The organism is Bradyrhizobium sp. HKCCYLS3070 (assembly GCF_051167575.1).
Lineage (GTDB): Bacteria > Pseudomonadota > Alphaproteobacteria > Rhizobiales > Xanthobacteraceae > Bradyrhizobium.
In genome coordinates, this window is the sequence record NZ_JBNPTI010000001.1 from 1,359,871 (window position 1) to 1,373,238 (window position 13,368).

A 13,368-nucleotide genomic window follows, 5' to 3' on the forward strand; every position below is an offset into this window, starting at 1 on the left:
TCGAACTCGCCCCTGCGGGCGCGGCCACTCTGGACGTGGTCTTGCCTGAAGGTGTCGACAGCTGTGGAACGACACGGAGAAAGCAACTGGACACGAGGCATAAAACGCATCATGCGGAGCTTCGAGACAGACCAGGTGAATCTTCCAATCTGGCTAGGGACGCCTCTAGATCAGCGATTGCGCTCCCATATCGCGCGCTTGCCACGCTCCGGGCCCTAAGCAGGTGCGCCCGCGCTTCCTCCAGACGCTTCACGTGCAAGCAGGCCCGCACACGTGCAGCATGTATCGGAAACCTATGCCCTCCATAGCGACTGGCGCGTTCGAAAAACCGCATTGCGAGATCCAGATCAGATCTACAACGAGCAGTTAAGGTGCCTAGCATCGTCCAGAACTCTGCTTCATCGACACCGAAGAGCACGTCGTGGCCGAATGCGTCTTGTCCAAAAAAGCGCCGCCGCGCATCCGTCAAGATGTTCGCGAGTTGGTTCGGAGCTTCGAGATCCGTCTCAAACTTGGATAACAGATTAATATCGAACCACTTTTCATCCACAATGGAACTGCAAGCAATCCAAGCCTTGAAATTGTGGGCATGATCGAAGCCCTGACGCAATGCCTCCGAAAGAAACGAGAGTGCATCATTCACAATTGTCAATCCTCTGCTTCGATCTTGCGAATATGCAGCAGTCGAAGCCTCGCCTATGACGTGTGCCACACGGCTCAACGCAGGACGAAATCCGAAATCGATGCCCGTCCAAAATGCGTCTATCGACTTGGTATATTGAAATGTTTGTCGATAGAAGATTGGACGATATTTCGCAGCCGCGCCGTACTCTAAAAGCTCGGGGCTCTCTAAGGTTTGGCCTATAGCGGCTATTCGTTCATCGTACTCCGCGACCGACCTCAGGGGGAGCAATCTTGCTTTCGAGTATTCCACGAGCAAAGACTGCAGCAACGCCGACGAGGATCTAACGAGAGAAAGGCTGCGTTTCGCGCAGCGTTCAGCTTCGCTGAACGAGCGTTCTTGGTGTGATTGAAGTCGCTGCAAGCGACCTCGCCACCTGACCACGGATGACTTTACAATTAAACTATAAGCCAACGCGTCACGATCGTCAGCTGAACTACTAACGGAATCGAGCTTGTCGTTCAGCGACTTCGCCAGCGTTAGCTTTTTCTGTGCATCGAATACACCGTATTCATCCCTTAAGAAAAGCAGCATAAGCGAAACCGCGACGGGCACTTTTCGCGGGTCCACTATCGTTTTCAGTATAGCGATGCTCGCCTGCAGCCCCTTCTCCCATCGAGACGAGGAATAGTCGTTCTCCAACGACGTAGTTTTGAGCTCAAGTCGCGCCAGCTCCACCCATTGCACGGCAGTTTCAACCAAGGGATTGAGCGCAATGTCGCCCAGGACACGCTCTGCCTGCCGGAGAAGACTGCGCCCCTCTTTTGGTCCACTCAGGGTCGCCTCATTCATCAGGTCATATATTCGACCGACCCTGACATCTTGCGCCAACTCGTGGTGGTCGAACCTAAATGGACTACTCTGAAACAAGTCGTCCACGAATCTGGCGACGTGACGAGCCTTGTTAATGACCATCTGGAAAAGAATCGCCGGCGGGTATTCGCTCGGCTTCTCTTGATCGATCAGGTGATGGTGCTTTCGGCAAAGCAGCATCAAGTTGTTCTCAGAATCGAGATCGACGTGCGGAAACGACGCTTTGAATTCGGATCGACTACCCTCATTCACCGGCAGGATGTGACAGAGCTCGCCGATCATCTCGATGTGCCCATTGGACCATCTTGCTGCGATTTCCCCACAAGCCCCGTACTCACAGCGGCCAATCGATCTCATAAAGATCGAGGTTCGGACACTCTGTCGGATTTTTTCTCTTGAGGCCATACGCGCAACCCGCATGTCGCTCGACAAAATAATCTGATTTAGACAAAAGGCGCTTCTGAACGGCGTGGCTGTTGGCAGCTCTTGATACAAGGCAATATTGAGAATTAACACGTTTTAGTTGTAAGTTTTCCATGTGTAAAGTCATCTGCGTCTATGAGCGGAGATGGCTGTGAGAGCCGTTCAATCGGCTGCATCCGTTTGATTCTGCTGCGCGATGATGCTGATGTGGCTTACTAGGCGACCGCCGGAGACGCTCAAAGAATATAGAGAATAAGCGCTCAAATCAGCTGATTTGGATGATTGCCGCTCGATCGCGGGGCAATCGATAGTGGTCGGGTACCTTTACTGTTTCACGCCACCCGCGGCACGCCGTGATAGCGCTCGACCACGATGTCGCGCTTGGTGGCGTCGACGCGCACGGTCATGTCGTAGCGGCCTTCGTTCAGCTCCTTGGCCAGCACCTCGGCGTTGCGATGCAGCCAGGAGATGCCGGCGCCGTCGGCCGCGTCGATGGTGAGATCGAGCGTGGTCCGCGCCGCCGCGAGACGGTCCTCGATCGTCTGCAGGAGCGCGTCGACGCCGTCCCCGGTCTGGGCCGAGACCAGCAGGCATGGCCGCTCCGGCGGCCGACGCCCGGCGATGTTGGCGAGGTTCTCGCGCGCTGCCTGGTCGAGACGGTCGATCTTGTTCCAGACCTCGATGATGGTGTCGGTGGCCTCGGGATCGATGCCGAGCTGGCTGAGCACCAGCTCGACATCGTGCTGCTGCGCCTCGGCATCCTCGTGCGACATGTCGCGGACGTGCAGGATCACGTCGGCCTCCAGCACCTCCTCGAGCGTGGCGCGGAAGGCGGCGACGAGCTGCGTCGGCAGGTTGGAGATGAAGCCCACGGTGTCCGACAGCATCGCCTTGCCGCCATGCGGCAGCGTGATCGCGCGCAAGGTCGGATCAAGCGTCGCGAACAGCATGTCGGCGGCCTGGACGTCGGCGCGCGTCAGGCGATTGAACAGCGTCGACTTGCCGGCATTGGTGTAGCCGACCAGCGCCACGACGCGATACGGCACGCGCTGGCGTCCGGCGCGATGCAGCCGCCGCGTCGCCTGGACCTTCTTCAGCTCGTTCTCGAGCCGCGTGATGCGGTCGCCGATCAGGCGGCGGTCGGCCTCGATCTGGGTCTCGCCGGGACCGCCCATGAAGCCGAAGCCGCCGCGCTGGCGTTCGAGATGGGTCCAGGACCGCACCAGACGGCTGCGCTGATAGTTGAGATGCGCGAGCTCCACCTGCAGCGCGCCCTCCTTCGTCTTGGCGCGGCGGCCGAAGATCTCCAGGATCAAGCCGGTGCGGTCGAGCACCTTGGTGTTCCAGGCCTTCTCGAGGTTTCGCTGCTGGATCGGCGAGAGCGCGCAATCCATCACCACCAGCTCGACGCCATGGCCGGCGATCACGCCGGCAATCTCTTCGACCTTGCCCTTGCCGAGATAGGTCGCAGGGCGGATTTGCCCGATCGGCGCGAGAATGGCCTCGGCCACCGTCAGGTCGATGGCCCGCGCGAGGCCCGCCGCCTCGTCGATCCGTGCCTCGAAATCACGCATGTCGGATTGGCCTGCTTGCGCGCCATCGTCGCCGCGGCGCGCTCGCAAGTAGGGGCCGACCACGATGACGAGCCCGGTCCCCTTGTTGTCATCCGGCCTCGACAGGCCGATGGTCCCTTCGCGATCGCGGGGTTCCAATCAGGTCACTCTCACGTCAGGTCACACTCACGCAGACGCGTCCTCGCCGCCCTCGAACAACTGGATCGGCGCGCCCGGCATGATGGTGGAGATCGCATGCTTGTAGACGAGCTGCGAGTGACCGTCGCGCCGGAGCAGCAGGCAGAAATTGTCGAACCATGTGACAATCCCCTGCAGTTTCACGCCATTGACCAGGAAGATCGTGAGCGGCGTCTTGGTCTTGCGGACATGGTTGAGAAAGGTGTCTTGTAGGTTTTGTGCGCGGTCGGCCGCCATTGTTGTTATCTCGCAGTCTTGTGCTTTTTCTTATTGAACCTTCGATGACCCGATCGCAGGCCCCGGATTCATCGAGGTGACCCATGGTCCATTGAGATCCCCCTCGAGGGACCATGGGATGCCGGATTAGAAGACAGGCGAGCATATTAGGCAAGCCGCTTGCAAGGAGGCCGGTTCCAAAAGAACCGGATTCATCCGTAAAATTCCGGAAATGGACGAATTTTCCAATGTAAATTCGTCCAGTCGGCAAGTTTGGCCGAGCTGGAGCCTCAGCCGACGCCGAGCGCCTTCAGCTTGCGATGCAGGGCGGACCGCTCCATGCCCACGAACTCGGCCGTGCGCGAGATGTTGCCGGAGAAGCGGCTGATCTGGGCGATGAGATAGTCGCGCTCGAACACCTCGCGTGCCTCGCGCAACGGCAGTCCCATGATGTGCTCGCCATTGTTGCTGGTCGGCATCGCCGGCACCATCGATCCCACATCCGGCGGCAGCATGTCGGCGGTGATGATCACCTCCGGTCCGCCGGCGGCCAGAATCATGACCCGCTCGACGTTGTTGCGAAGCTGACGGACGTTGCCGGGCCACACATGCGACTGCAGCACGGCCATGGCGTCCTGGCCGATCTGCCGCTTCGGCAGGCCGGTCGTGGCCGAAATCTGCTCCATGAAATAGTCGATCAGCTCCGGAATGTCCTCGCGGCGCTCCGATAGGGGCGGAACCCTGATCGGCACCACCGACAGACGGTGATAGAGATCCTCGCGGAAACGGCCGGTGGCAATCTCCTCCTCGAGATTCCGTGCGGTCGAGGAGATGATGCGCACGTCGACGTGCACCTTGGTGGTGCCGCCGGCGCGCTGGAACGTCTGATCAACCAGCACGCGCAGGATCTTGTTCTGCGTCTCGCGCGGCATGTCGGCGATCTCGTCGACGAACAGCGTGCCGCCGTGGGCCTCTTCGAGCGCGCCGGTCTTGCGCGCCTGCTCGCCATTGGACTGCTCGATGCCGAACAGCTCCTCCTCCATCCGCTCCGGCGTGATCGCGGCGGCGTTGATGACGACGAACGGGCCCTCGGAGCGCGGCGACTGAGCGTGCAGCGAACGCGCGGCGAGCTCCTTGCCCGAGCCGGGAGGGCCGACGATCAGGATGCGGCTGTTGGCCTTGGCGGCGCGCTCGATGGTCTGGCGCAACTGGTTCATCGATGGCGAGCGGCCGGTCATGCTGCTCGCGGTCGGCGCCAGCTGCTTGAGCTCGCGCACCTCGCGCTTGAGCCGGGAATTCTCCAGCGCACGCGTCGCCACCAGAATCAGCCGGTCGGACTTGAACGGCTTCTCGATGAAGTCATAGGCGCCGCGCTTGATCGCGGCGACCGCCGTTTCGATGTTGCCGTGGCCGGAGATCATCACGACCGGAAGGTCGGGATGGTCCTTCTTGATCTGCTCGAGGAGCTGCAGACCGTCGAGCTTGGAGCCCTGCAGCCAGATGTCCAGGAACACCAGGTTGGGACGGCGGCTCGTGATCTCCGCGAGCGCCGAATCGCTGTCGCGCGCGGTTCGCGTCGTGAAGCCTTCGTCATCCAGGATGCCGGCGACCAGCTCCCGGATATCGGCTTCATCGTCGACAATCAGAATATCACTCGCCATGGGTCACGCCTGTCTCGTCAGCTGCCGGTTGCGGCTTGGATTTTTGGTTCATCATTGGTCGTTTGAACCGTGTCAGCGGTTTCGCCGCCGGCCTCGGTCTTCGGCGCATTGTCAGACGCCGCCGCCTGCTCCTTCGCGCCCGTCTTCGCGGCCTGGCCGGAGACGGCAAAGCGCAGCCGCATCCAGGCGCCGCGCTGGCCGGCGCGGAAATCGGACGCGTCCTTCAGCTCGAGCTTGCCGCCATGGTCTTCCAGCACGCGGCCGACGATCGCGAGCCCGAGGCCGGTGCCCTTGGCGCGCGTCGTGACATAGGGCTCGAGCAGCCGCTGCCGCGCCACCTTCGGCAGGCCGATGCCGTTGTCGATGACGTCGATCAGCACGTCCTCACCCTCGCGCGAGGCGACCACGTCGATACGGCCCTTGCCGAGCTCCGCCTCGGGCACCACCTCGATCGCCTCGGTGGCGTTCTTGATGATGTTGGTCAGCGCCTGCGAGATCAGGCGGCGATCGAACTGCGCGCGCAAGGGGTCCTGCTTGATCTCGGTCTCGATGTCGATCTCGGGATGCGCGACCTTCATCAGGAACACGGCCTGCCGCACGGTGTCGGCGACGTCCTCGCCCTCCATCACCGGCTTCGGCATCCGCGCGAACCGCGAGAACTCGTCGACCATTCGCCTGATGTCGTCGACCTGCCGCACGATCGTCTCGGTACATTGCTCAAATATCGCCTTGTCCTCGGTGATGACCTTGCCGAATTTGCGGCGAATTCGCTCTGCGGACAGTTGAATTGGCGTCAGCGGATTCTTGATCTCATGCGCGATGCGCCGCGCGACGTCGCCCCAGGCCGAGGTGCGCTGCGCCGACACCAGCTCGGTGATGTCGTCGAGCGTGATGATGTAGCTGTCGCGCGCCTGGTTCGTCTGCTCGGCGGTGACGCGCACCGACAGATTGCGCTCGTGGCCGTCGCGCTGGATCGTGATCTGGCCCTGCACCAGCCGCTGCTTGCCCTCGCGCGCGGTCTTCATCATGTCGTCGAGCTCGGGCAGCACGTCGGAGAGCGGATGATCGAGCACCTCCTGCTCGGCATGTCCGATCAGCTTCTCGGCCGAGCGGTTGAGGATGCCGACGCTGCCGGAGGCATCGACGCCGATGATGCCGGCGGAGGCCGACGACAGCACCGCCTCGATGAAGCGGCGCCGGCTGTCGATCAATTCGCTGGCGCTGACCAGCTCGTCGCGCTGGGTGCGCAGCTCCTGGGTCATCTTGTTGAAGGTCTGGCCGAGCTGGGCGAGATCGCCCTCCGAGCGATGCACCGGGACCTGGACGTTGAGATCGCCGGTCGACACGGTGTTGGCGGCATTCATCAATTGCCGGATCGGCGCCACCAGCCAGTTGGCGAAGTTCAGCCCGATCAGCACCGAGGCCATCAGGATGGTCAGCGCGATCACCGCGAACATCAGCGCGAAGGCGATCTGGATGCCGAAGCGCCGCGCCTCGACCTGGGCGTATTCGGCGACCGACAGCTCGGTCTGCTTGAGCTGCTCGACGACCTGCGGATCGAGCGGACGCGCGACGTAGAGGAAGGTGTCGTTGAACGCGCGCAGCCGGATCACCGCGGCGACGTAGTTCGACTCCGGCAGGACCGCGATCTCGGGCTCCTCCTCCCGGACATTGTTGAGGAACTCCGGCGCCGGCGGCGAATAGGCCAGTTGCACCCCGCCGGTCTCGGCCCAGACGATCGGGTTGGTGTTCTTGTCGATGATCATCGCGCCCGGCAGGTTGCGCGAGGCGGCGCTGGCAGTCAGCAGCTCGCGGAAGCTGGCGCGGTCCTGGTCGAACAGCGGCCTGGCGCGTGCGATGTCGGTCGCCATGCCGATGATGTCGCCGCGGATGAACTGCGCGTGCTCCTGCATGTAGGCGCGCGCGATGGTCAGCGAGTTCTGGATCGCGACTTTCGCTGGTCCGGAGAACAGCCGGTCGAGGCCGCGATCGATGGTGACGTTGGCCGCCACAGCGACCAGCACCGCCGGCAGGACCGCGATCACCGAGAACAGGCTGACGATCTGCACGTGCAGCCGCGCCGCCGCCCGGCCGCGCCGGCGGGCCTGCACCACCTGCCAGACCTCGCGGATGATGATCCCGACCAGGACCAGGATCGTTCCGGCGTCGATCAGGTAGAAGGTCTTGACCACGTCGGTCGTGGGCTCGACCGGGGTCAGCCCGACCAGCACGATGAAGGTGAGGAAGGCCGACAGCAGCGCGAGCGCCACGGCCACCGGCGCCAGCCAGGTACGCCAAGTCCAGCGCCGGCCCTCGGTGGACGACGCATCGAAGGGGGTGGCCGATGTCTCTGCGCTGGTCATTCCGGCAAGGTGGGTGATGCTGAACGCGGCACGTCCGGGAATCGGACTGATGCATTCCTACCACGCTGTTGCCAAATTGCGACAAATCCGCGGCGCCGGAGCGCGTCGCGGATTTGTCTACATTAATTCTCACCTGAGGCGGGTCCAAGCCCGCCGTAGAGGTATCATATCACCATCAAGCGCCGCTGCGGTACACTTGAATGTCGAGGTCGCGGATCTTCTTGCGCAGCGTGTTGCGATTGAGGCCGAGGAGATCGGCGGCGCGGATCTGGTTGCCGCGCGTCGCCGCCAGCGCTGCCGTCAGCAGCGGAATCTCGATCTCCTTGAGGATGCGGTGGTACAGCCCCGGCGGCGGCACGCCGTTGGGAAATCCCTGGAAGTGCGAGGACAGATAGGCCTCCACGGCACCGCCCAGATTGTCGATCGAGGTCGGCGTGTTCGAGCCGGTGGTCACCGCCGGCGGCGCCAGCTCGCCATCGATGACTGACGCCGTGATGACGTCCTGCGGATACAGCGCGGCCAAACGCCGGGCGAGATTCTCCAGCTCGCGGACATTGCCCGGCCAGCGGTGCTGCTTGAGCCGCTCCAGCGCCGCGGCATCGAGCTTCTTCGGCGGCAGCCCGTCCTTCTCGGCCAGCGCGAAGAAGTGGCGGACGAGATCCGGCAGGTCCTCGATGCGTTCGCGCAGCGGCGGCAGCCGCAGGGGCACGACGTTGAGGCGGAAGAACAGATCTTCCCGGAAAAGCCCCTGCTGGATCAGGATGCGCAGGTCCTTGTTGGAGGCGGCGACGATGCGCACGTCGGTCTTGATCGGGGTGCGGCCGCCGACGGTGGTGTACTCGCCCTGCTGCAGCACGCGCAAAAGCCGCGTCTGCGCCTCCATCGGCATGTCGCCGATCTCGTCCAGGAATAAGGTGCCGCCCTCGGCCTGCTCGAAGCGGCCGGAGGCGCGGGTGTTGGCACCGGTGAAGGCGCCGCGCTCGTGCCCGAACAGTTCCGACTCGATCAGGTCGCGCGGGATCGCCGCCATGTTGACCGCAACGAACGGGCCGTTGCGGCGCTTGCCGTAATCGTGCAGCGCGCGCGCCACCAGCTCCTTGCCGGTGCCGCTCTCGCCCGAGATCATCACCGTGAGATCGGTCTGCATCAGCCGCGCCAGCACGCGGTAGATGTCCTGCATCGCCGGCGAGCGGCCGACCAGCGGAATCGATTCGAACTCGCCGTCGTCGGGCTGGCTCGCCGCGCGCTCCTTCGGCTCGGCCAAGGCACGGCCGACGATCGCGATCAGCTCCTTCAGGTCGAACGGCTTCGGCAGATACTCATAGGCGCCGCGCTCCGACGCCTTGATGGCGGTCATGAAGGTGTTCTGCGCGCTCATGACGATGACCGGCAGGTTCGGCCGCATCTTCTTGATCCGCGGCAGCAGGTCGAACGCGTTCTCGTCCGGCATCACCACGTCGGTGATGACGAGATCGCCCTCGCCCTGGCTCACCCAGCGCCACAGCGTCGCGGCATTGCCGGTCAGCCGCACCTCATAGCCGGCGCGTGACAGCGCCTGGTTCAGGACCGTGCGGATGGCCGTATCGTCGTCGGCAACGAGAATGCTACCTGCAGGCATAGGTGGTCCTCAATTTGATCCCTGTGAGGCATGCAACGGCGTCCCCGAAACGTCATCGCCATGGCTGTGATTTGGGCTTTGGTCTGGTTGTTTGGTTGCGCTGTACATCGGCATCAGCACCCGGAAGGTCGTCTTGCGCGGCTGCGACTCGCACTCGATGATCCCGCCATGGTCGCCGACGATCTTCGCGACCAATGCAAGTCCGAGGCCGCTTCCGGTCGGCTTGGTGGTCACGAACGGATCGAACAGATTGGGCATCAGGTCTTCCGGCACGCCGGGGCCGTTGTCCCTGACGCAGAACTCCAGCGGCAGCGACACCCGCGATTTCTTGCCGGGCACCGACAGGCGCACGCCCGGGCGGAACGCCGTGGTGAGCTGGATTTCCGCATCCGAGCCGAGATCGACGACCGCTTCCGCGGCATTCTTGACCAGGTTCAGGAACACCTGGATCAGTTGATCCTGGTTGGCGAGCACCGGCGGCAACGACGGATCGTAGTCCTCGACGAAGCGGATGTTGCGGGCAAAGCCGGACTGCGCCAGCCGCTTCACGTGATCGAGCACGGAATGGATGTTCACGGGCCCGCGCGCCACCGGGCGGTCGTCGCCGAACACCTCCATGCGGTCGACCAAAGTGACGATGCGGTCGGCCTCGTCGCAGATCAGCCGGGTCAGCATGCGATCCTCGGAGGAGGCCTGCTGCTCGAGGAGCTGCGCGGCGCCGCGGATGCCCGACAGCGGGTTCTTGATCTCGTGCGCGAGCATCGCGGCCAGTGCGATCACCGAGCGCGCGGCGCTGCGATGGGTGAGCTGGCGGTCCATCTTGTCGGCGATGGTGCGCTCCTGCAGCATGACCACGATATGGCCGGGCCGCTCCGGCAGCGGCGCGACGTGCAGGTCGACGAGCCGATCGGCGCCGGTGCGCGGCGTGCCCAGATCGACCTTGTACTCGTTGACCGGCGCGCTGGTGGTGCGGACCTGATCGATCAGCGCCAGCAGCGGAGAGCCGAACGGCACCAGCTTCTTCAGCGACTGCCGCTGCAGAAACTGGGTGGAGGAATCGAAGAACGATTCCGCCGCCATGTTGGCGTCCATGATCATACCGTCCGGGCCGATGACGAGGACCGGATTCGGCAGGGCGTTGAGGATGGCGTCGCCATCCGATGGAAGTCGCTTGCGCTGTTCTGCGGCTGAGCTCATGCGGCTGCACTCCAGGCAAAATCGTCGAAGGCCTCACGCAGCGCCCGATGCACCAAGGACGGCTGCTCGGACGTCAGGATACGGTCGCGCCAGGCCTTCAGTTTTTCGGCCGGCGCTTGCGCGTGCTGGGCGGCGACGTCGAGCCCCCAACTGAGATGCTTGCGGGCGTGGCGCAGGCCGACACGCGCGCCATAGTGACGGCAGATCTCGTCATAGAGCGCGGTGAGAAGACTGAGCTGCTGCGCCAGCTCCGGCGCGCCCTCTTCCGCACCGCCCTCGAGTCGGCGGCCGATCTGGCCGGGCAGCCAGGGCTGGCCTTGCGCGCCGCGCCCGATCATCACGGCATCGGCGCCGGAGGCGTCGAGCGCCTCGCGCGCTTCCTCATAGCTGGTGATGTCGCCGTTGACGACGACCGGCAGATCGACGGCGTCCTTCACGGCGCGCACCGCGCTCCAGTCGGCTTCGCCCTTGTAGAACTGCTGCCGCGTACGGCCGTGCACGGTGATCAACTGCACGCCCGCGGCCTGCGCGCGGCGCGCCAGCTCCGGCGCATTCAGGCTGCGCTCGTCCCAGCCGAGCCGCATCTTCAGGGTCACGGGCACATCGACGGCCTCGACCGTCGCCTCGATCAGGGTCAGCGCATGATCGAGATCGCGCATCAAGGCCGAGCCGGACTGGCCGCCGGTCACGTGCCGCGCCGGGCAGCCCATGTTGATGTCGATGATCTCGGCGCCGCCACCCTCGGCGACCTTCGCGCCCTCGGCCATCCAATGCGCCTCGCAGCCGGCGAGCTGCACCACATGCGGCCCCACGCCGCTCGCCTCGCAGCGCAACCGGGATATCCACCGCCCGCGCACGAGATCGTCGCTCGCAGTCATCTCGGACACCACCAGCCCAGCGCCGAGCTCGGCCGCGAGTCGGCGGAACGGCGCGTCGGTGATCCCCGACATCGGCGCGAGAATGGCCCGGTTGGCGAGCGAAACGTCGCCTATCTTCAAGGCTTTGGCTTGTGGTTTGGCCGGACCGGTCACGAACGACTCTTAAAGCTCTTTGGACGCATCATCGCGTCTGCGCTGCACTCTCAAGCACAAATCTTGTGCAGTCAAGCGCCATGCCTACACTTTAGCCAAGACGATCGGCATTTCAAGTGCAGTGCAGCAAAATATGCTTGTTCGGCAGTCATGGTAAACCCGCGAGCCGCCGGATTTTTGCATGGCTCAGCAAGGTGCTCGCAGGCGGCAGGTGCGATCGCCCCCCAACGCGCCAGCGGATCCCGGCGCTTGTGTCGCGATCGCAGGTGCCGTTCATGCGACGTGTGATCCTGCTCGCTTAACATCTTCTGCAGATGTAAGAAGCCGCGAACCCCATCATCCTCATCAGCATCGATACCCTGTTCCCATGACGACTTCTCAGCGGACTGCAGCCATTCTCGTCGCGGCCGGACGTGGCCTGCGCGCCGGCGCCGGCGGTCCGAAGCAATATCGCGTGATCGGCGGCCGCACGGTCATCCATCGCGCGCTCGCCGCCTTCGCCGATCACCCCGAGGTGGCGGTGGTCCAGCCGGTGGTGAACCCCGACGACATCGACATCTTCAACGCAGCCGTCTTCGGCCTGCGCCACGAGGCCCCAGCGCATGGCGGTGCGACGCGACAGGCCTCGGTGCTCGCGGGCCTGGAAGCGCTGGCGCCGCACAAGCCCGACATCGTGCTGATCCACGATGCCGCGCGTCCGTTCGTCACGCCCGCCGTGATCTCGCGCGCGATTCGCGCGGCCGGCAAGACCGGCGCGGCGATTCCCGTGGTGCCGGTCACCGACACCATCAAGGAAGTCGGCACGGGCGGCGACATCACCGCGACACCGGAGCGCGCGAAGCTGCGCATCGCCCAGACGCCGCAGACCTTCAAGTTCGACACGATCCTGGAGGCACACCGCCGCGCCGCGCGCGACGGCCTCACCGAGTTCACAGATGATGCGGCGATCGCCGAATGGGCGGGATTGACCGTCGCGACCTTTGAGGGCGATGTTGCCAACATGAAGCTCACCACACCGGAAGATTTCGTGCGCGAGGAAGCGCGCCTTGCCGCGCAGCTCGGCGACATCCGGACCGGCACCGGCTACGACGTCCACGCCTTCGGCGAAGGCGACCATGTCTGGCTGTGCGGCCTGCGTGTGCCGCATAGCAAGGGGTTCCTTGCCCACTCCGACGGTGACGTCGGTCTGCACGCTCTGGTTGATGCAATTTTGGGCGCCCTGGCCGATGGCGACATCGGCTCGCACTTCCCGCCCTCCGACATGAAGTGGAAAGGCGCCGCATCCGACCAGTTCTTGAAATACGCCATCGAGCGCGTGACCGCGCGCGGCGGCCGCGTCGCCAATCTCGAGGTCACGATGATCTGCGAGCGCCCGAAGATCGGCCCGCTGCGCGACCAGATGCGCGCCCGCATCGCCGAGATCACCGGCGTCGACATCTCGCGCATCGCGGTCAAGGCCACCACCAGCGAGCGGCTCGGCTTCACCGGCCGCGAGGAAGGCATCGCAGCGACGGCGAGCGCAACGATCCGTCTTCCGTGGAGCGCCTAGAGGCGCACCACCCTGTCACCGCTCATGGAGCTTTCGATCTGACGGTCGGATGAGGACAACGCAG

Annotated in this window: 9 protein-coding genes; 1 reads left to right on the plus strand and 8 read right to left on the minus strand. The window is 64.0% G+C overall.

Annotation, left to right across the window (positions count from 1 at the left end):
- Positions 1–109: 109 nt before the first annotated feature.
- The 8 genes from ACQR03_RS06270 to dusB all read right to left on the minus strand — a co-directional run bounded on the left by ACQR03_RS06270 (position 110) and on the right by dusB (position 11,674).
- Entirely contained in the window at positions 110–1,777 is a 1,668-nt protein-coding gene (locus ACQR03_RS06270; RefSeq protein WP_434841051.1) for an HNH endonuclease signature motif containing protein, read from the minus strand.
- 473 nt (positions 1,778–2,250) lie between these two features.
- Positions 2,251–3,630 (minus strand): GTPase HflX, encoded by a 1,380-nt coding sequence (gene hflX / locus ACQR03_RS06275; RefSeq protein WP_315711897.1) that lies wholly within the window; start codon positions 3,628–3,630, stop codon positions 2,251–2,253.
- Positions 3,631–3,657: 27 nt separating this feature from the next.
- The gene (gene hfq, locus ACQR03_RS06280) at positions 3,658–3,906 is read right to left on the minus strand and encodes an RNA chaperone Hfq (RefSeq protein ID WP_006613906.1); all 249 of its coding nucleotides are present in this window, start codon (positions 3,904–3,906) and stop codon (positions 3,658–3,660) included.
- A gap of 269 nt (positions 3,907–4,175) precedes the next feature.
- The gene (locus ACQR03_RS06285) at positions 4,176–5,546 is read right to left on the minus strand and encodes a sigma-54-dependent transcriptional regulator (RefSeq protein ID WP_434841052.1); all 1,371 of its coding nucleotides are present in this window, start codon (positions 5,544–5,546) and stop codon (positions 4,176–4,178) included.
- Between the two features lie 17 nt (positions 5,547–5,563).
- Positions 5,564–7,909 carry an ATP-binding protein gene (locus tag ACQR03_RS06290; protein ID WP_434841053.1) on the minus strand — a complete coding sequence of 782 codons (2,346 nt, stop codon included), beginning with the start codon at positions 7,907–7,909 and terminating at the stop codon, positions 5,564–5,566.
- Between the two features lie 175 nt (positions 7,910–8,084).
- Complete coding sequence (gene ntrC, locus ACQR03_RS06295; protein ID WP_315711890.1) at positions 8,085–9,527, minus strand: nitrogen regulation protein NR(I); 1,443 nt, start codon at positions 9,525–9,527, stop codon at positions 8,085–8,087.
- 9 nt (positions 9,528–9,536) lie between these two features.
- Complete coding sequence (locus ACQR03_RS06300) at positions 9,537–10,724, minus strand: two-component system sensor histidine kinase NtrB (RefSeq protein ID WP_315751120.1); 1,188 nt, start codon at positions 10,722–10,724, stop codon at positions 9,537–9,539.
- Positions 10,721–11,674 (minus strand): tRNA dihydrouridine synthase DusB, encoded by a 954-nt coding sequence (gene dusB, locus ACQR03_RS06305; protein WP_434841206.1) that lies wholly within the window; start codon positions 11,672–11,674, stop codon positions 10,721–10,723. Before dusB ends, ACQR03_RS06300 begins: the two co-directional genes overlap by 4 nt.
- Before the next feature lie 448 nt (positions 11,675–12,122).
- Between dusB and ACQR03_RS06310 the strand changes: the two genes are divergently transcribed.
- Positions 12,123–13,304 (plus strand): bifunctional 2-C-methyl-D-erythritol 4-phosphate cytidylyltransferase/2-C-methyl-D-erythritol 2,4-cyclodiphosphate synthase, encoded by a 1,182-nt coding sequence (locus ACQR03_RS06310; protein WP_315751119.1) that lies wholly within the window; start codon positions 12,123–12,125, stop codon positions 13,302–13,304.
- Positions 13,305–13,368: the final 64 nt, after the last annotated feature.